Genomic DNA, 17786 nt, shown 5'->3' on the forward strand with positions numbered 1-17786 from the left:
TTAATGTTAAAACATATTTATCTATTAGATTTGTTGTGAAAACTAATCAAAAAGAAAAATTATTTTCAAGCAAATTTATTCAAAAATTTTTAGATAATGAATCTAAAGCATCTTTAAGCAATAAATATAAGATTACTGAAATTGCATCTTCATTAGCATATTACTTAAAATCTTTTTCCAATATAAATAAATTATTGGATTATATTTGTTTAATTTTTAAACATATTTTTAAAGAAAAAATAATATTAATTATTCCTTTAAATTATGAGGGAGAAATATGGAATGAAAACATAAAAATTTCTGCTAATAATGACTGTTTAAAAATTCAAGAAGAAATTAATAGTTTTTTGAATAAATTTAATTTTTCTAAAAATTTTAAAATAAAACAGATTCTAAATTTTGAAAATGCTTTAAGAAATAATTTCAAAGAATATAAAATTGAAACAGACAAAATATTATCTAGAGGGAAATGCAGAGGATTTATTTATATTTTTAGCGATAATTTAGCTGGTGATTCCATCACTGATGATTCAAATTTTAATTTTATTCAAAATTGTCTTGCTGTTGGATTAGAAAATTACTGCTTGATAAAAACAAAGAAAAAGCATGAGAATGTTGATAGAGAAATTTCTACCGGTGCAGAAATACAATCTCAATTGCTCCCAGATTATTGTCCAGTTATTTATGGGGTAGACCTTGCTGCACATTGTAGGCCTGCTCTCCAGTTAGGCGGAGATTATTATGATTTTATGTGTTTAAAGACGAATATCTCAGAAAAAAGAAAAGAAAAAGCTAGATGGGCTTTAGTAATTGGTGATGTTATGGGCAAAGGTATTCCCGCGGGTCTGCTAATGACTATGCTAAGAGGAATGTTACGTGCAGAGGTTCTTACAGGATTACCGCCAGATAGAATTTTGCATGATTTGAATCAATTAGCAATAAATGATTTAGATCAATCACATAGATTTGTGACATTATTTTATTCAGATTATGACCCTAGAACCAGAAAATTGAGATTTGCTAATGCAGCTCATAATCCCCCTTTGCTTTGGAAAAGCTCAGATCAGAAAATTATAAAATTAGATGCAGAAGGATTGGTACTTGGATTACAAAAAGAAGCTGAATATCATTGTGGTGAAATCAAGCTGAATGAAAATGATTTAGTGCTTTATTACACTGATGGTGTAATCGATACTGCTAATTGTCTAGGCGAAAGATTTGATGAGGAAAGGTTAATTAAAACCCTTACAAAATTATGTAAGCAATCCTATACATCACAAGAGATCTTAAATAAAATATTTAAAAAATTAGATGACTTTACTGGACAAAATAGACATTTAGAAGATGATGCATCTATGGTTATTTTGCAATTGAAATAGATATTTTTTGTCACCGATATAAAAAAATGCTTTATTAGAGATATCTAAAGCTAATAATTTATATGGCAAAAGTTTGGAGTAAAAGATTTGATAATACACTTAACCCGTTCATTGAAAAGTTTAATGCTTCAATTGGTTTTGACAGAAAACTTATTTTAGAAGACTTAGATTGCTCGATTGCACATGCAAAAATGCTTGGTAAAACAAAGGTTTTATCTTCTTCTGAAACTCTTCAGATTATTAATGCTTTAGAGAAAATAAAAGTTGATTATTTGGAAGGTGAATTTACGCCTAGTCCTCCTTCTGAAGATATTCACTATAGTATTGAAGAAAAACTTATTAGTTTAATTGGTGAAACTGGAAAAAAATTGCATACAGGTAGAAGTAGAAATGATCAAGTTGGTACAGATATAAGATTGTGGCTAAGAAAAGAGATTGACAATCTTGAAACTTTAATAATTGATTTGCAAAAATCCTTCTTAAATCTCGCGAAATCTAATATTTATACCTTAATTCCTGGATATACACATATGCAAAGAGCACAACCATTATCTTTGGCTCATCATTTATTGGCTTATTTAGAAATGTTCCAAAGAGACCGCGAAAGGTTTAAAGAAGTAAGATCGAGAGTGAATACTTCACCATTAGGAGCTGCAGCATTAGCCGGCACAAAAATAAAAATAGATAGGAACTTTACAGCTTCAGAACTGGGTTTTGAAAAGATTTATAAAAATAGTATTGATGCTGTAAGTGATAGAGATTTTTGTATAGAGTTTGTGTCTGCATCTGCTTTGGCAATGTCTCATTTGAGTAAAATTTCGGAAGAAATAATTTTATGGGTAACTGATGAATTTTCTTTTGCAAAATTAACAGACAAATGTGCTACTGGTAGTAGCTTAATGCCGCAGAAAAAAAATCCGGATGTTCCAGAATTGATAAGAGGTAAAACAGGAAGAGTGTATGGACATCTGCAAGCTTTGTTAACGATGGTTAAAGGGGTACCACTTGCATATAATAAAGATTTTCAAGAGGATAAAGAGCCAATATTTGATACTGCAGAGACTATATCTTCTTGCATTAAAGCAATGACTATTTTAATTAATGAAGGGATAGAATTTAATATTAAAAAATTATCTGATTCCGTAGAAAATGACTTTTCTAATGCTACTGATTTGGCAGATTACTTAGTTGGTAAACAGGTCCCCTTTAGGACCGCTTATCAAGTTGTGGGTGAAATTGTTAAGTATTGCTTAGAGAGAAAAATATTGTTTAAAAATCTTAAAATTGATGAATTTAAAAAATTTCATCCCGAATTTGATGAGGATGTTTTTGTGGATCTTGAACCTCTTAATGTAGTGAAGTCAAGAACTAGTGAGGGTGGAACAGGTTTTAAGCAGGTAGAAAAGGAGGTAAATAACTGGCAGAAAAAATTGTTGCTCTGAATTTGACTTATTTTTCTACAATAAAGGTATGCTTTGAAGTAGAATAATAAGGTAATGTTATAGAACTACTTAATGTAGTTTTTATTAGGTTTTTCTTTGTTGATTTTAAAGTGAGTATTTTTGTTGGCAATTTGCCTTTCCGCGCAGAGCGTGAAGATGTTTTACAGTTATTTGCCCCTTTTGGTGAAGTTTTAAATTGTTCTCTTCCTCTTGAAAGGGATACTGGAAGAAAAAGAGGATTTGCATTTGTTGAGATGGCAGATGCAGCAATTGAGTCAACAGCTATTGATGGTTTGCAAGGCACAGAGCTTATGGGTAGACCATTAAGAATTAATAAGGCAGAGCCAAGAGGTTCTGGAGGATCTCGTAGAGGAGGCAGAGGAGGCGGCGGCTATGGCGGTGGCGGCTATGGCGGTGGAAATAATGGCGGCGGCGGCTATGGCGGTGGCGGCTATGGCGGTGGAAATAATGGTGGCGGCGGCTATGGCGGTGGCGGCTATGGCGGTGGAAATAATGGTGGTGGAAATTCTGAATCTAAAACTTCTTATACGAATAAATCCTCTGGAGCAGAAGGTTGGGAAGATAGAAGTTATGGAAACTCTTCTGAAAACTCTGAATATGAAAGTGGTAGAAGTAGAAGAAAAAGAGGACTTTCAAATGAAGATAATGTATCAAATGAGGAGAACTAAGAACCCATTTCTTTAAGCTTAGAAGTTAATTTAAAAAGGTAATCGATATCTAATTCCTTTTTTATAGATTTAAGTGATATTTGATTTCTCCAAATTTTTGCTTTTGGAATACCTTCAACTAAATTTATAAGATGTTTACAAATATCCCAAGATTTGCCTCCATTAGTTAAATGCTCTTCTATGTATGGAATTAACGAGAAGATAATATCTGAAGCAGATTTGGGTTTTGTATTGATTCCATAGACTTTTTGATCAATTTCAGACCATCTTAAGGGATGTTTATATGCTGATCTTCCAATCATTACACCATCAAAATCATTTAGGGCTTTTAATGATTCATTGATATTTGTGAAACCTCCATTGATTTCTATTAATAATTTTGGATTTAATTTTTTTAATTTTTTTACTACATCGTACTTCAGTGGAGGTATAGTTCTATTTTGTTTTGGATTTAGACCTTTTAATATGGCTTTCCTCGCATGAACTGTAAATCTGTCAGCACCGGCATTTGCAATATACCTCACAAAATTATTCAAATTGATGAAACTATCGTCTTCGTCTACACCTATTCTGTGTTTAATCGTAACAGGTAAGCTACAGCTATTTTTTAACGATTCTATACATTTTGCTACTTTTTCAGGATCTTTCATAAGTGAAGCGCCAAAATTTCCTGAACAGACTCTTGGACTTGGACAACCAACATTAAAGTTTATTTCGTCATAACCCCAATCCTGTGCCATGCGGGCAGCCTCTTTAAGGATTTCAGGATTGTCCCCACCAAATTGAATGGATATTGGGTGTTCTTCATTATTAAAATCTAAAAAATTTTCTTTTTTGTTCGTATAAACTAAACTTTGGGCCACAATCATTTCCGTATACAAGAGAGCTTCAGTACTTATTTTTCTCATTATCATTCTGAAATGTTTATCAGTACAATCCATCATTGGAGCAATACTTAATTTATGAATATTTTTAATAGAATTAGTTTGAATAGAACTCATTACTTTTTATGTGATTTAAAAATATGAATCAATTCCTATCAAGAAGAACTTTTATTTTAATTCCTACAATGTCAATCTTAAAACTAATCTTTAAGCCTATGCAAGTATTAGCCTCATCACTTGCTTCTAAAGAAGATTGGAATTTATCAAAAGAGGAATGGAAGTCTAGGCTTAGTCAGGAATCCTACTATATTTTGAGGGAGGAAGGAACTGAAAGGGCTTTCAGTAGTCAATTAAGTAATGAGAAAAGAAAAGGGGTTTTTTACTGCGCTGGATGTGATTTACCGCTTTTTCTATCAGATAAAAAGTATGATAGTGGTACAGGATGGCCAAGCTTTTGGGATTCGATTCAAGGATCAGTTCAGACAAAGGTTGATTTCAAGTTAATTGTCCCAAGAACCGAATATCATTGTTCAAGATGCGGTGGACATCAAGGACATGTCTTTAATGATGGCCCACTTCCAACTGGCAAAAGATACTGTAATAACGGGCTAGCATTAAGGTTTGTTCCTGAGTAAAAATTTGTGCGGCCTTCCGCAACTTGTTTTGTGCATCACTTTAATGGAAAATAGTTTTAATAAATTTTTAGAAAAATGATTGAAAAGCAATCAGACAATATTGATAATAAAGAAAATGATCTTTCTAATCAGGATAATGCTCCTGATAATACTTTACCTTTAGAGGATCAAATAACTGAAAATGATAAATCATCCTCTCAAAAAACAGAAGAAATAAATACTGAAGAATTAAAAAATACTATTTCAAATAATGATGCAAGGTTAGAACAGTTAGAAAAAGAGCATGAAACATTAAAAAATCAATATGTAAGAATTTCAGCAGATTTTGAAAATTTTAGAAAAAGACAGTCTAGAGATCAGGATGATTTAAAAATCCAACTTGTTACTAAGTCTTTAACTGCAATTCTCCCTATTGTCGATAATTTTGAGAGAGCAAGACAACAACTTAAACCTGAAAGTGAAGAAGCTCAAGTACTTCATAGAAGTTATCAAGGATTGTATAAACAATTAGTAGAAGTTTTAAAACAACAAGGTATTGCACCCATGAGAGTTGTTGGTCAGCAATTTGATCCAAATTTACATGAAGCTGTATTAAGAGAGCCTAGTGAAGAGTTTAAAGAAGATTTTATTGTAGAAGAATTGCAGCGAGGATATCATTTGGAAGGCAAGGTTTTAAGACATGCTTTGGTTAAAGTTTCTATGGGACCTGGTAAACAAAATTCACAAGAGGAAGTAGAAAAGGATAAAGTTGAAGGGGATATTGATTCTGAGGAGAATACTTCCGAAGATGTATAGACCCCAAATTTTTAGTTGAGCATTATTTAATGGCTGATTTTTACCAAATACTTGGAGTTTCAAGAGATGCTGATGCTGATACCTTAAAAAGGGCTTATAGAAAATTAGCAAGACAATATCATCCTGATGTTAATAAAGAACCTGGCGCTGAAGATAAATTTAAAGAAATCGGCAAGGCTTATGAAGCATTAGCGGATCCCGAAACTAGAGCTAGATATGATCAATTTGGAGAGGCTGGCCTTGGAGGTGCTGCTGGAATGCCTGATATGGGTGATATGGGGGGCTTTGCAGATTTATTTGAAACTTTTTTTAATGGATTTGGTGGACAAAATCCACAAGGAGGTAGGACTCAAAGAAGAGGTCCTCAACAAGGTGATGATTTAAGATATGACCTTAATGTTGATTTTAAGGATGCAATATTTGGCCAACAAAGAGAAATTAAAATTCCGCATTTAGAGACCTGTGAAGTGTGTAGGGGAACAGGTGCTAAGCCAGGCACAGGACCAAAAACTTGTACAACATGTGGAGGAAGTGGCCAAGTCAGAAGAGCCACAAGAACTCCATTTGGTAATTTCACACAAGTAGCTGAATGTCCTTCATGTAATGGAGCTGGTCAAATAATTGCGGATCCATGTATAAGTTGCGGAGGCAATGGAGTAAAGCAAGTTAGAAAAAAATTAAGAATTAATATTCCTGCAGGAGTTGATACTGGTACCAAATTAAGAGTTTCTGGAGAAGGTAATGTTGGTTTGAAAGGGGGCCCACCAGGAGATCTTTATGTTTTTATCAAGGTGAAGAATGATTCAAAATTAAAAAGAGATGGTGTTACTATCTATTCAGAAATAGCTGTAAGTTATTTACAGGCTATTTTAGGAGATACTGTTCAAATTATTACAGTTGATGGCAAGGTTAATTTAAACATCCCAAGTGGTACTCAACCTAATACAACTCTTTCTCTTGAGAATAAAGGCGTGCCTAGACTTGGTAATCCAGTTGCAAGAGGAAATCATGAAGTTTTAGTAAAGGTAAAATTACCAACTCGTATAACTGAGGAAGAACGCAAGCTTTTAGAGGGCCTAGCTTCTCAATATTCAGATAAAAATATCAATTCAAGTAGTGGACTGTTTAGTAAATTATTTGGTAAAGAATCTTAATGACTGCTTTAAAGTATTTGGATCTTAAATCGGTTCCATGCCCTTTAAATCTTGTCAAAATTAAATTAGCTTTAGAGAAATTATCCAACAATGAAGAACTTATTGTAGACATAGATAAAGGTGAACCAGAAGAAATGGTATTCAATAATTTAAAAGAGATGGGATGTTGCTTTACACAAATAAAAGAATATGAAAAATTCTTAAAAATAAAAATTTTGAATGAAAACTGATAGTAAACATTTAGGTTTAGTTACAAAAAAATTTAATGAATTTTTTTTAGTTGACTTAATAAATCAAGAAAAATGTTCACATTGTAAGAGGTTTTTATGTAAGGTTAGGAAGTCTATAAATTTCAAAGATCAATTAATTTATGTTGGAGATCAAGTAGTAATCGATCATATTGATTTCAGAAGCAAGCGAGCAGTAATAATAAGTTTAAAAAAAAGAAATAATTTATTAATTAGACCATCAGTTGCAAACATTTCAAACATATACATTGTTTGTTCTGTTGAAGAGCCAAAATTGAATTTATCTCAAGTCAATAAGTTTTTGATATCAGCAGAATCGATGGGTGTGGAAGTTTCATTACTTTTAACAAAGTGCGATTTAATTACAGACAAAAGAAGATCTTTTTTACTTGATAAATTTAGGAAATGGGGTTATCAAGCAATTACTTTAAATTTACAGAACCCTGATTACTTGAAGAATTTAGTAGCCGATTTAAAGCAAAAAACGTGTTCGATATTTATGGGCCCATCTGGCGTTGGTAAAACTACTTTGCTAAATAAGATAATTCCAGGTCTCCAAAATGATACCGCCCCTGTTTCCCATAAAATTAAGAGAGGGAAAAATACCACTAGAAATGTTGAGTTATTTTCTCTTTCAAATAATCATTATATTGTTGATACGCCTGGGTTTAATATACAAACTCTAGAAGTTGATATTAGATTGTTACCAACCCTCTATCCGGAAATATATACACAATTAATGGATGAAGGAATTAGGTGTAAATTTCGTAACTGCTTACATTTGAATGATGAGGGCTGTAATTTAAATAAATCTTTTGAAAGATATACTTTTTATAAAGAAATGATCGAGTCTTCTAAGAATCATTATTCTCAAACCCAGGAAGATTAAGATTTAATCCGCCAGTCAAATCATTCATTCTTTCTTTCATAGTTGTAGTAGATAATTCATGAGCTTTTTGAATAGCTTGTAAAATGTTTTGCTCTATTGTTTCTTTTTCTGAATTTAAAATATTTTCTTGAACTTCTACCCTTAAAGGCAGTTGATTGCCACTTATCCAGACTTTTATCATTTCATCATCACTTTTCCCTTCAATCTCCATATTTTCAAGTTCATCCTGTAATTTTTGAGCATCTTGTTGAATTTGTTTAGCTTTTTTAAAAGCTTCTGTAAGTTGTCCAAAGTTAGGAAGTCCAAAACCAGCCATTTTATAAAACAGTTACTTTAATTAGGATAGTCAAAACCAATCATTCTTACTTCCGGTTGCAAATAAATCCCTTTTTTTTGTAGTACTTTTTGTTGAATTAAAGTTATTAATTCATAAATATCTTTTGAACTTGCTGAAGAATTGTTAATTATAAAATTTGAATGCATTGTAGAAATTTCTGCACCGCCAATTTTAAATCCCTTTAAACCCATCTCATCAATTAATTTTGCTGCATAACTATTTTCAGGATTTTTAAAAACACTACCGAAACTTGGTAGATGATATGGCTGTGTTTCTGTTTTTAATTTTAGGTTATTTTTGGTTGCTTGAATTAATTGTTCGAGGTTCCCATTAGGCTCAAAATGTAGTTTTGCACTAATAATTACCAAATCATTACTTTGAAAAGAGCTAAATCTATATTCAAAATTGATATCTTTTTTTTCAATTTCAAGTTTTTCATGAGTTTTATTATTAATAACATTCACAGAAATAAGATTTTTTGCGAGTGATAAATTACCTGTACCAGCATTCATATAAATTGCTCCTCCTACAGTTCCTGGAATTCCGACAGCCCATTCTCCTCCTTGTAACCCATTTTTAGCGAGAGAATTAGATAATGTTGGGAGCATTACACCTGCTTCTGCTTCAACAATTCCTGAATATGGCTCTATTGTTAATGACTTCATTTTTTTTGTACATATAACTAAACCTTTTATGAAAATATTATTTATTAATAGATTTGAACCTGCGCCAATTATTTGGCATCTTTGATTGTTTAAATTAGACCATTGCATTAGATATGAAAATTCGTCAATATTTCTTGGTTCAGCAAAGTATTCAGCTACTCCACCAACTTTTATAGTTGTATAACTACTCAGATTGCAGTTCACAGAAAAAATTTTATTATTCATAAATTAATTAAAATAATTTAATTGTTTTTGCTATTTAAAATTGACCAGAAATTATGACAATCACCAGCTCCCATATTCAAAATTAAATCCCCTTGTTGAGTCAATTTGTAAAAGTTATTTGTAATTTCATAATAATTATTTATGTAAATAACATTTTTGTTTTGTTCATAAATTAGATCAGTAATAATTGTGGAATTGATTTTATCCTTGTTTCCTTCTCCTGCTCCATAAATACTAGTTACGTAAATAACATCTGCTTTTGATAATTCTTCAGCAAATTCTTTTGCAAATTGCTTTACTCTAGAGTATCTATGAGGTTGAAATATGGCTATTAATCTACTATTTTGAAATTCATTATTACTTTTTTGCTTAATAAATAATCTTCCTAATTTAATCGTTTCTTTTATTTCGTTGGGGTGATGTGCATAATCATCATATATATTTCTTTCATCTATTTGGCCTCTGAATTCAAATCTTTTTTTTGGCAGTTTAAGGTATTTAATATTTTTCTTAATTTCTATAAAATTTACACCTACCATTCTTGAAGCTCCTATTGCAGCAGTGATATTAGATAAGTTGTGTAATCCTGGGATTGGAATATTTAAACTACTAATGAAATTTCCATTTTCATAATATTTTCCAATAGTATGACTTTTATTTATTTCAGTTGGGATTAAGGCATAAGATACATTGATTGGTGTTTTGTTTGACCACTTACTATCAGAATAAAAATTTTTTCTCGTGATTTCACAATCAAAATTAAGCAATAATTTTTTAGAATTTGAAGCAAAATCTTTAAAAGAAGATATGACTTCACCTAAATGAGAAAAATGATCGCAATGATCAAAATCAATGTTATTAATTATTCCAATATCAGATTTATATTTATTTATTGTCCCATCAGATTCGTCAACTTCAGCTACTAAGAATTTTGTATTGTCTAAATGACAATTAGAGTTGTAAATAGGAATTATTCCTCCAGTTATTGAAGAAGAATTATGCGTACATAACTCAAGTAGTGTAGAAAGAAATGTACTGGTCGATGTTTTCCCATGGCTGCCTGCTACGGCTAATGTAGTGTAAGACTGCATTAACAGTGCAAGAATCTCTGAACGATGTTTTATTGTTAAATTTTTTTTCCTACAGTAAGATAATTCTTCATTTTCTGGCTTAATCGCTGAACTTACAACAAAATTAATCAATTTGTTAGTAAATTTTGAAGTTACTAATTCAATATTTTGTTTAATTTGAGAAGTAAAGATAATTGCTCCTAGATATTCTAATTGATTAGTTTCGTTGTTTTTAATTAAATCAGATCCTGAAACTGAACAACCTTTCTTAAGTAAACCCATTGCTAATGCTGACATTCCAATACCTCCAATCCCAATAAAATGAAAATGACTTTTAGGCAGTAATTCTTTATCCAATGTTTATTTTGTACTTAAAATCAAAATAACTTCTAAGTAAAATTTTGGTATTTTTTCTTAAAAAAAAATGTTTTTTTTTCTGGAATTAATACAAAAAATACTTATTTGCTTAATAAATCAAAAAATACTTACGTTATTGCAAAAAATTCAGTATGATCAGCAACTTAGGTTAATCATTAGAAATTATCAGTTATGACTTTGCGTGTTGCTATTAATGGGTTTGGCAGAATTGGTCGAAACTTTATGCGTTGTTGGCTTAGTAGAGGTGCTTACACCAATATTGAGGTTGTTGGAATTAACGTAACTTCCGATCCTAAAACCAATGCCCACCTCCTTAAATATGATTCAGTATTAGGACAGCTGGATGGGGTTGATATTAAATATACTGATGACACTTTTGTAATAAATAACAAAACAATTAAGTGTTTCTCTGATAGAAACATAATGAATCTTCCATGGAAAGATTGGGGAGTTGATTTGGTCATTGAGTCAACTGGTGTTTTTAATACAGATGTTGCTGCAAGTAAACACCTAGAAGTAGGAGCTAAGAAAGTAATTCTTACTGCCCCTGGGAAAGGTGATGGTGTGGGTACTTATGTTGTAGGAGTCAACGCTGATACTTATAAACATAAAGATTTCGATATTTTAAGTAATGCAAGTTGCACTACAAACTGCTTGGCCCCAGTAGTGAAGGTTTTAGATCAAACTTTTGGCATAAACAAAGGTTTGATGACTACAATTCATAGTTACACTGGTGATCAAAGGATTTTGGACAATAGTCATAGAGACTTAAGGAGAGCTAGAGCAGCAGCAACAAATATTGTTCCTACTTCAACAGGTGCTGCTAAAGCAGTTGCTTTGGTTTACCCAGAAATGAAAGGCAAACTAACTGGTATAGCAATGAGAGTGCCTACCCCGAATGTTTCGGCAGTTGATTTAGTCTTTGAATCTTCGAAATCTGTCACAAGTGAGGAAGTTAATTATGCTCTTAAAGAAGCTTCTTTAGGTTCAATGAAGGGAATTATTAAGTATGGTGATGAACCATTAGTTTCCAGCGATTATGCAGGCACTAATGAATCATCAATTGTCGATACTGATCTTACTATGTGTATTGGTGATAACCTTGTTAAGGTCGTTGCATGGTATGACAATGAGTGGGGTTACAGCCAAAGGGTCGTAGATTTAGCCGAGATTGTTGCTAAAAAATGGGAATAATTAAAAGTGTTTGAAAGGTGCATTGTTCAATAATTTATTTTGCTTATTATCTTTAAATTCTATTGAAGGTTCACCGTTAGTAAAAAAACCAATCTCGTTAATATTTTTATCTATTTTATATAAATTCATTGCCCATTTTTTGGGCAATGAGAAAACTAATTCGTAATCTTCACCTCCAAAAAAATAATATTCATCCCATTTATCTCCTTTTGGCCAATCCTTATCTTTGGGTATTTTATCGTAATTCATAATTGCTTTACAGTTGCTAGCGATTGCTAAATCTTGTACTGCTTGAAATAGACCATCACTACTATCAGTACATCCTATTTTCGTAATTTTTTTATTGGAGCGAGTTTTAAGGAGATTATTTAGAAAATTTGGGTAAACTTCAGGCCGACAAAAATGTTCAATGGACTTTCTGATTAATCTTTCATTTAGAAAAACATTTTTATCAAAATTACTTTTATTTTGTATCATAAATCCTAGTTTGCTAAGACCATGAATTCCTGTGGTTAAGATGATTTCTCCTGGTTTACATGCGTTTCTTCTTAATTCAAGTTCCCCTTGAATGCCAAGGGCTGTAATTGATATAGTTTTTTGATTTCCCTTTGAGCAATCTCCTCCAAGAATTATTCCACCATATTCTTTTAAAGCTTGATTTATTCCTTTATATAACTCTTCAACCCAAATCCACTCAGTTTTCGCAGGTAAAATCAGACTTATTGTAATTCCTATAGTTTTTTTGCTACCACTGGATAATAAGTCAGAGATGTTGCTCACAACTGCTTTCCATCCAAGGTCTTGAGGGCAAATAGTAAGGTCATTGAAATGAACATTTTCTACCAAAGAATCATTATTAACAAGTAAGTTTTCATGTTTAGCTTTGATTAAAGCGCAATCATCTGAAACTTGATTTTCAGGCATAAATTTTCCAAGCCTATTTATTAATTCTTTTTCCCCTATATCTTCTAATAATTCTTTATGCATTTAATTTGAGGTTTTCAATCCCTTCTAAAACATCAATGGAGACAATTTTATCTTCTTTGGTTAGTTCTTCTAATACATTAAATCCATCTATAACATAGCCAAAGGCTGCATTCCTTCCATCAATTAAATTCCGACCTGCTGGGTTTAATTCTGCTTCATATAAAAAGAAGAAAAATTGCGATGAGCCATCATCAACAGCAGTATTTGAGTGGGACCACCCAAGTGTTCCAAGAGTTGCGAAAGGTAATGTTGGTGTCTCTGTGTAAAGGCCTAAATCTTCAAAAGTTTGATTATAAAAAGTATCCTTTTCATTAGGGATTCTAATTTCGAGAGGAACGTGACGTTCTTCATTTGTTTCAGGATCTAAATAACCAATTGCTTCTCCAATTGGATCACCTGTTTGCAGAACAAAAAATTCTTCTGCTCTGTTAATGGGTAAATCTGTATAGAAATTTTTTGAAGATAAATCTATAAATGCTCCTGATGTAAGGGGAGCATTATATCCATCTATAATTGCTTTCATGTCTCCTTTGGACGTTTTTATATTAACTTTTGCTCGTCCAAGTAATCTTGGTAGATTATCAAATTCTGCTGGAATAGAGTAAGGAAATTGATTTGGTAGAAAAAATTCTTCCAATCCACCAATTTTATCTAAAGTATCTTTTCGGGTTGCCACAAATGAGTTCTTATCCTTTGATTTGGCATGAGCGTTAAGGCTATCAAAATTATCTTTGAGTTCTAAGAATATTGTTTCAGCAATTTTCCGTTTATCATTCGGTAATTCTTGAATAATTCGACTTTGGTATTTTTTTAGTAAAGATTGACATTTTGTAACAGTTTTCGTTAGAGCTGGCCATCTTCCTCCTCTGATAAAGTTACTAGTTTCTTCCAATTTATGTTGAATTTCTTGTAACTCAACTTGCTTGATAGGCAGTGCGTTTCTGAGGATTGCGTTAGGGTCTTTTACCGCATTTCCAGTAGGTAAATCAGCTAGAACTTGAATTGGTTTAAATAGAAAAACCTGTAAAATTATGATTGATAGAATCAAGAAAAGTTTGTTCTGATTTGATAAGAATTTTTGCATAGCACTCTTGCAGGTTTATGATCCTTGGGGATGTAATACAGGAATGATTTCCAGTAACGATTTTCGCACAGGTACTACCATCGAATTGGATGGACAGGTTTGGCGTGTTGTAGAATTTCTACATGTCAAGCCTGGTAAGGGTTCTGCTTTTGTGCGAACAAAATTAAAATCAGTTCAAAGCGGCAACGTGGTTGAAAAAACTTTTCGAGCCGGAGAATCAGTACAACAGGCTATCCTTGAGAAGTCTAACCTGCAACACACGTATGTGGAGTCTGGAGATTATGTTTTTATGGATATGACAAGTTTTGAAGAGACACGCCTTTCTGTTGACCAAATTGGTAAAGGTGCGAAGTATCTGAAAGAAGGTATGGAGGTTAATGTTATTTTCCATAATGGTAAGGTTTTAGAAGTGGAACTTCCTATAACTATCACTTTAAAAGTTACAGAAACTGATCCTGGAGTTAAAGGTGATACTGCTAGTGGTGGCACAAAACCAGCTATTCTAGAAACAGGTGCTCAAGTTATGGTTCCTTTATTTATTTCTGTGGGGGAAATTATTAAAGTTGATACTCGTAACGATAGTTATCTTGGACGTGAAAATTAATGGCTATGAAATTAGATCATGAAGACTTAAATCGCTTAATAGAAAAAATCTCAACAAGCGATATTCAAGAATTCTCTCTAGAGGGAGAAGACTTTAAACTTGAAATAAAACGGAATTTATTTGATCAGAACCAATTTACTAAGAATTTAGTCTCTAATAATTCGTTTGATAGGCAATCAAATGCTAATCAAATATCCATCAATGATAATGTATCAACAGTTAATGAGCCTGAGGCCCCTCAAGTATCCCCTCCTGGACGCTCAGATCTGACCGATATTACATCTCCTATGGTTGGAACCTTTTATAGGGCTTCAGCCCCTGGGGAGGATCCATTCGTTGAATTAGGTAACAACGTTAAGGTCGGGCAAACTATTTGTATTTTGGAAGCTATGAAATTAATGAATGAAATCGAATCTGAATTTAACGCTGAAATAGTAGAGATTCTCGTTGAAAATGGAACTCCAGTTGAATTTGGTCAAGTTCTAATGCGTGTTAAGCAGGTTTGAATTTTTAGTCATATCAATTGCAGTTTTTATAGCCTCAATCATGCTTTGAGATTGAGCTATTCCTTTGCCAGCAATATCAAAGCCTGTGCCATGATCCGGAGATGTTCTGATGAAAGGTAAGCCTATTGTCGTATTTACTGAGTAGTTATGAGCTATAACCTTCATTGGTATTAATCCTTGATCATGATACATTGCAAGAATGCCATCATGCTTGTCGGTATTTTTGTGTGTCCAAGCTTTGGCTGAAGAATTCCAACAACTATCTGGCGATAAAGGGCCTAGTAATTTAATATCTTTATTTTTTTTATTCCAAGTAATCAATGAATCATTAAGCCAATCTCTTTCTTCATTACCCAAAATACCTTCTTCTCCAGCATGAGGGTTTAATCCCGCAACTTTTAAAATAGGGTTTTCAGAATATGTATTACAAAAATTTTTGAAAAGATCTAATTTTGAATGAATCAGTCTTGTATTTAGACTCTTTGGAACCTCACTAAGTGCTATGTGGGTTGTGGCTAGTAAGGTATTGAATCTCCAACCTGTAAATGGCGATTTAGCTGTGAATAACATTCCAACATTTTTTACTCCACACGATTTAGCTAATACTTCAGTCTGTCCAGAGAAATAATGACCTGCAAGTGACCATGATTTCTTACAAATTGGTCCAGTTACTAGAGCTGACATAGGCAATTGTTTAACAATTTCAATTGCTTTGGTCAAGTAATAGAAGCTTGAATTACCATAACTTGCTTGAGATTGATTATCAGATGAACAAATTTCGATATCATGGATTTCTAAACTATTTGGATTGGCTAGGTTTTCCAATCCTAAAGATCTAAGATGCATATATGTATTCTGTAGATTTATTTTTGAACCAACTAATATAAATTCGATATTCCTTGGTAACTCATTAGAACAAAGAGCTTTTAAAATTATTTCAGGTCCTATTCCAGACTCATCTCCAACGCTTAATACTATTTTAAATTTATTGTTTGTAATTTTAAAATTCATAAAAAGATTTTAAATTTATTTATTTTTAACTATTTAAAAAGCAATTTTTTAAGCCTGTTTTATAGTTTTTATAAATTAGTTTATATCCAAGTGTTTTGCATAATAGTTTATTAGAAACTCTTCTATTTTCCATCCAAAAAGATTGAGCGATGGGTGATAATTCTTTTTTTGCATCCTCAAATAAAATTGGATTTGGCATTTTTAAGCCAAGAAGATCGTAGCAATATTGAATAACTTCTATTTGGGAACTGGGTTCATCATCTGCAATATTAATAATTTGGTGAAACTTTAAACAATCTTTATTCTGTAATAGATAGATAATTGCATTTGTAATGTCCGCAACATGAATTCTTGAAAATACTTGATCTTTTTTTGAGATAACGCGAATTTTTTGATTTCTTATTGCTTCAAAAGTGGATCTTCCAGGTCCATAAATGCCGGGTAATCTAAAAATTTGTATTGGTAAACCAGATTCAATCCATTCTCTTTCGCAATTTAATCTCTTGTGACTTCTTTTCTGAAAAGGGTTCGGGTTATCAATCTCAGATACCCAATCACCTTTGGTGTTGCCATATACTCCTGTGGTAGATAAATATCCAACCCATTCAAGTGATAAATTTTCTAGCATACTTTTAAGACTTCCTAAGACTGGATCTTTCCCATTTTTGTCCGGAGGAATGCAACTAAGAATATGCGTGACTCCATCAAAAATTTTTTCATCAGGAACTTTACCGTTTTCACTGTTAAACACAAAATTATTGGGATCTTTTTTTTCAGATCTAGAACTGGTTAAAACAGTGCAACCAATTTGTTTGATGGTTTTTGCAAAGAAACTACCTGTAAAACCACATCCTAAGATTAAAAATTTATTTTTATTGTTTAGTGAACTTGCGATATTATTCATAATGTATTATTGTAGTACAAATGTATTATTTAATGATGGAGACAACTGTTAAATCTAGCGATAAATCAAAAACTTTCTGCAATAGCAAAATTTATACTCCCAGCAGAGAAAAAGAAATAAGATTATTTGATTTTAAATTCTACCAAAAATTATTTATTGTTCTCATTGCATTGTGCACAATTTTAATATTCCCAGAATCGCCAAAAGAAATGGAAACAATATGTGAAAATTATCACTCTAGAAAATTATGTAAAGTTTGGTAGTCAAGCTGCTCTATATTTTGATTCACCTTGCTCGTAATCTTTATTTCTTATCTTAAAATTAGGATTAGCCCATTGCAATAATCTTACAGCTAATCGTAAATCTCCTTCAAGCCATGCTCTTATAGCCATTGCTCTTCTTGGATCATAAAATTTTTGTCTTCTATACCAATACAAAGCATTTTCATCTGATTTATCCCCATTACAAGAAAGACATGCAGGGACACAGTTTTCTGTGGTACTTAAGCCACCTTGACTACGGGGTAATACATGGTCAATGGATTCCGATGGTTTGCCGCAATATATACAACTTTTTCCTGTAAATCTATGAATTGATTTTCGCCATTGTCTGAATCTGAACTTAGGACATAAATCCTCTAAAAACACCGCATCATTAATATGCATTCAGAATATTTAGTTAAATAAATAATGGCTTGAATATATCA

The 17786-nt window shown here is 32.1% G+C and carries 20 protein-coding genes; 11 read left to right on the forward strand and 9 right to left on the reverse strand.

Going from position 1 to position 17786, the window contains the following annotated elements; all coding sequences use genetic code 11:
* Nucleotides 1-35: 35 nt before the first annotated feature.
* The 3 genes from HA143_RS00055 (at nucleotide 36) to HA143_RS00065 (ending at nucleotide 3510) form a co-directional block, all read left to right on the forward strand.
* Nucleotides 36-1379 carry a PP2C family protein-serine/threonine phosphatase gene (locus tag HA143_RS00055; RefSeq protein WP_209082639.1) on the forward strand — a complete coding sequence of 448 codons (1344 nt, stop codon included), beginning with the start codon at nucleotides 36-38 and terminating at the stop codon, nucleotides 1377-1379.
* A 62-nt stretch (nucleotides 1380-1441) separates the two neighbouring features.
* Nucleotides 1442-2821 carry an argininosuccinate lyase gene (argH, locus tag HA143_RS00060; protein WP_209082640.1) on the forward strand — a complete coding sequence of 460 codons (1380 nt, stop codon included), beginning with the start codon at nucleotides 1442-1444 and terminating at the stop codon, nucleotides 2819-2821.
* A 110-nt stretch (nucleotides 2822-2931) separates the two neighbouring features.
* Complete coding sequence (locus tag HA143_RS00065; protein WP_209082641.1) at nucleotides 2932-3510, forward strand: RNA recognition motif domain-containing protein; 579 nt, start codon at nucleotides 2932-2934, stop codon at nucleotides 3508-3510.
* Here the strand turns inward: HA143_RS00065 and dusA are convergent.
* Entirely contained in the window at nucleotides 3507-4511 is a 1005-nt protein-coding gene (gene dusA, locus HA143_RS00070; RefSeq protein ID WP_209082642.1) for a tRNA dihydrouridine(20/20a) synthase DusA, read from the reverse strand. The genes HA143_RS00065 and dusA overlap by 4 nt on opposite strands.
* A 23-nt stretch (nucleotides 4512-4534) precedes the next feature.
* Here dusA and msrB point away from each other — a divergent pair, with 23 nt between their 5' ends.
* The 5 genes from msrB to rsgA all read left to right on the forward strand — a co-directional run bounded on the left by msrB (nucleotide 4535) and on the right by rsgA (nucleotide 8115).
* The gene (gene msrB, locus HA143_RS00075) at nucleotides 4535-5029 is read left to right on the forward strand and encodes a peptide-methionine (R)-S-oxide reductase MsrB (RefSeq protein WP_209082643.1); all 495 of its coding nucleotides are present in this window, start codon (nucleotides 4535-4537) and stop codon (nucleotides 5027-5029) included.
* A 75-nt stretch (nucleotides 5030-5104) separates the two neighbouring features.
* A complete protein-coding gene (gene grpE / locus HA143_RS00080) occupies nucleotides 5105-5824 on the forward strand; it encodes a nucleotide exchange factor GrpE (RefSeq protein ID WP_209082644.1) in 720 nt (239 codons plus the stop codon).
* Nucleotides 5825-5853: 29 nt separating this feature from the next.
* Nucleotides 5854-6978 (forward strand): molecular chaperone DnaJ, encoded by a 1125-nt coding sequence (gene dnaJ / locus HA143_RS00085; RefSeq protein WP_209082645.1) that lies wholly within the window; start codon nucleotides 5854-5856, stop codon nucleotides 6976-6978.
* A complete protein-coding gene (locus HA143_RS00090; RefSeq protein WP_209082646.1) occupies nucleotides 6978-7208 on the forward strand; it encodes a sulfurtransferase TusA family protein in 231 nt (76 codons plus the stop codon). The genes dnaJ and HA143_RS00090 overlap by 1 nt, the downstream gene beginning before the upstream one ends.
* Nucleotides 7198-8115, forward strand: coding sequence for a ribosome small subunit-dependent GTPase A (rsgA, locus tag HA143_RS00095; RefSeq protein ID WP_209082647.1), 918 nt, complete (start codon nucleotides 7198-7200; stop codon nucleotides 8113-8115). Before HA143_RS00090 ends, rsgA begins: the two co-directional genes overlap by 11 nt.
* On the opposite strand, the gene HA143_RS00100 is transcribed toward rsgA, so the two are convergent.
* The 3 genes from HA143_RS00100 to murC are packed head-to-tail and all read right to left on the reverse strand — an operon-like array spanning nucleotide 8081 to nucleotide 10769.
* Nucleotides 8081-8431, reverse strand: a complete 351-nt coding sequence (locus tag HA143_RS00100; protein ID WP_209082648.1) for a YbaB/EbfC family nucleoid-associated protein — start codon at nucleotides 8429-8431, stop codon at nucleotides 8081-8083. The two genes, rsgA and HA143_RS00100, sit on opposite strands and share 35 nt — an antisense overlap.
* A gap of 17 nt (nucleotides 8432-8448) precedes the next feature.
* Entirely contained in the window at nucleotides 8449-9342 is an 894-nt protein-coding gene (murB, locus tag HA143_RS00105) for a UDP-N-acetylmuramate dehydrogenase (RefSeq protein WP_209082649.1), read from the reverse strand.
* Nucleotides 9343-9359: 17 nt separating this feature from the next.
* Nucleotides 9360-10769, reverse strand: a complete 1410-nt coding sequence (gene murC / locus HA143_RS00110; RefSeq protein WP_209082650.1) for a UDP-N-acetylmuramate--L-alanine ligase — start codon at nucleotides 10767-10769, stop codon at nucleotides 9360-9362.
* Between the two features lie 192 nt (nucleotides 10770-10961).
* Between murC and gap the strand changes: the two genes are divergently transcribed.
* Nucleotides 10962-11984 (forward strand): type I glyceraldehyde-3-phosphate dehydrogenase, encoded by a 1023-nt coding sequence (gap, locus tag HA143_RS00115; protein WP_209082651.1) that lies wholly within the window; start codon nucleotides 10962-10964, stop codon nucleotides 11982-11984.
* On the opposite strand, the gene thiL is transcribed toward gap, so the two are convergent.
* Nucleotides 11985-12971 carry a thiamine-phosphate kinase gene (thiL, locus tag HA143_RS00120; RefSeq protein WP_209082652.1) on the reverse strand — a complete coding sequence of 329 codons (987 nt, stop codon included), beginning with the start codon at nucleotides 12969-12971 and terminating at the stop codon, nucleotides 11985-11987.
* Nucleotides 12964-14055, reverse strand: coding sequence for a peptidylprolyl isomerase (locus HA143_RS00125; protein ID WP_209082653.1), 1092 nt, complete (start codon nucleotides 14053-14055; stop codon nucleotides 12964-12966). The genes thiL and HA143_RS00125 overlap by 8 nt, the downstream gene beginning before the upstream one ends.
* A 43-nt stretch (nucleotides 14056-14098) precedes the next feature.
* Here HA143_RS00125 and efp point away from each other — a divergent pair, with 43 nt between their 5' ends.
* A complete protein-coding gene (gene efp / locus HA143_RS00130; protein WP_209082654.1) occupies nucleotides 14099-14659 on the forward strand; it encodes an elongation factor P in 561 nt (186 codons plus the stop codon).
* On the forward strand, nucleotides 14659-15165 hold the full coding sequence (gene accB, locus HA143_RS00135; protein WP_209082655.1) for an acetyl-CoA carboxylase biotin carboxyl carrier protein: 507 nt from the start codon (nucleotides 14659-14661) through the stop codon (nucleotides 15163-15165). The genes efp and accB overlap by 1 nt, the downstream gene beginning before the upstream one ends.
* Here the strand turns inward: accB and pdxA are convergent.
* From pdxA to HA143_RS00150, 3 genes are all read right to left on the reverse strand, one after another.
* Nucleotides 15142-16176, reverse strand: coding sequence for a 4-hydroxythreonine-4-phosphate dehydrogenase PdxA (gene pdxA / locus HA143_RS00140; RefSeq protein ID WP_209082656.1), 1035 nt, complete (start codon nucleotides 16174-16176; stop codon nucleotides 15142-15144). The genes accB and pdxA overlap by 24 nt on opposite strands.
* Before the next feature lie 25 nt (nucleotides 16177-16201).
* Nucleotides 16202-17080, reverse strand: a complete 879-nt coding sequence (locus HA143_RS00145; protein WP_209082657.1) for an SDR family NAD(P)-dependent oxidoreductase — start codon at nucleotides 17078-17080, stop codon at nucleotides 16202-16204.
* A gap of 263 nt (nucleotides 17081-17343) precedes the next feature.
* On the reverse strand, nucleotides 17344-17745 hold the full coding sequence (locus tag HA143_RS00150) for an HNH endonuclease (RefSeq protein WP_209082658.1): 402 nt from the start codon (nucleotides 17743-17745) through the stop codon (nucleotides 17344-17346).
* Nucleotides 17746-17786: the final 41 nt, after the last annotated feature.

It is taken from the genome of Prochlorococcus marinus CUG1415, from assembly GCF_017696015.1.
Taxonomy (GTDB): Bacteria; Cyanobacteriota; Cyanobacteriia; order PCC-6307; family Cyanobiaceae; genus Prochlorococcus_A; species Prochlorococcus_A marinus_AE.

Excerpts from the sequence above, each read along its gene's own strand:
- argH (WP_209082640.1), top strand. The coding sequence starts at position 1,442 with ATGGCAAAAGTTTGGAGTAAAAGATTTGATAATACACTTAACCCGTTC.
- dusA (WP_209082642.1), bottom strand. The coding sequence starts at position 4,511 with ATGAGTTCTATTCAAACTAATTCTATTAAAAATATTCATAAATTAAGT.
- msrB (WP_209082643.1), top strand. The coding sequence starts at position 4,535 with ATGAATCAATTCCTATCAAGAAGAACTTTTATTTTAATTCCTACAATG.
- grpE (WP_209082644.1), top strand. The coding sequence starts at position 5,105 with ATGATTGAAAAGCAATCAGACAATATTGATAATAAAGAAAATGATCTT.
- dnaJ (WP_209082645.1), top strand. The coding sequence starts at position 5,854 with ATGGCTGATTTTTACCAAATACTTGGAGTTTCAAGAGATGCTGATGCT.
- HA143_RS00090 (WP_209082646.1), top strand. The coding sequence starts at position 6,978 with ATGACTGCTTTAAAGTATTTGGATCTTAAATCGGTTCCATGCCCTTTA.
- rsgA (WP_209082647.1), top strand. The coding sequence starts at position 7,198 with ATGAAAACTGATAGTAAACATTTAGGTTTAGTTACAAAAAAATTTAAT.
- HA143_RS00100 (WP_209082648.1), bottom strand. The coding sequence starts at position 8,431 with ATGGCTGGTTTTGGACTTCCTAACTTTGGACAACTTACAGAAGCTTTT.
- murB (WP_209082649.1), bottom strand. The coding sequence starts at position 9,342 with ATGAATAATAAAATTTTTTCTGTGAACTGCAATCTGAGTAGTTATACA.
- gap (WP_209082651.1), top strand. The coding sequence starts at position 10,962 with ATGACTTTGCGTGTTGCTATTAATGGGTTTGGCAGAATTGGTCGAAAC.
- thiL (WP_209082652.1), bottom strand. The coding sequence starts at position 12,971 with ATGCATAAAGAATTATTAGAAGATATAGGGGAAAAAGAATTAATAAAT.
- HA143_RS00125 (WP_209082653.1), bottom strand. The coding sequence starts at position 14,055 with ATGCAAAAATTCTTATCAAATCAGAACAAACTTTTCTTGATTCTATCA.
- efp (WP_209082654.1), top strand. The coding sequence starts at position 14,099 with ATGATTTCCAGTAACGATTTTCGCACAGGTACTACCATCGAATTGGAT.
- accB (WP_209082655.1), top strand. The coding sequence starts at position 14,659 with ATGGCTATGAAATTAGATCATGAAGACTTAAATCGCTTAATAGAAAAA.
- pdxA (WP_209082656.1), bottom strand. The coding sequence starts at position 16,176 with ATGAATTTTAAAATTACAAACAATAAATTTAAAATAGTATTAAGCGTT.
- HA143_RS00145 (WP_209082657.1), bottom strand. The coding sequence starts at position 17,080 with ATGAATAATATCGCAAGTTCACTAAACAATAAAAATAAATTTTTAATC.
- HA143_RS00150 (WP_209082658.1), bottom strand. The coding sequence starts at position 17,745 with ATGCATATTAATGATGCGGTGTTTTTAGAGGATTTATGTCCTAAGTTC.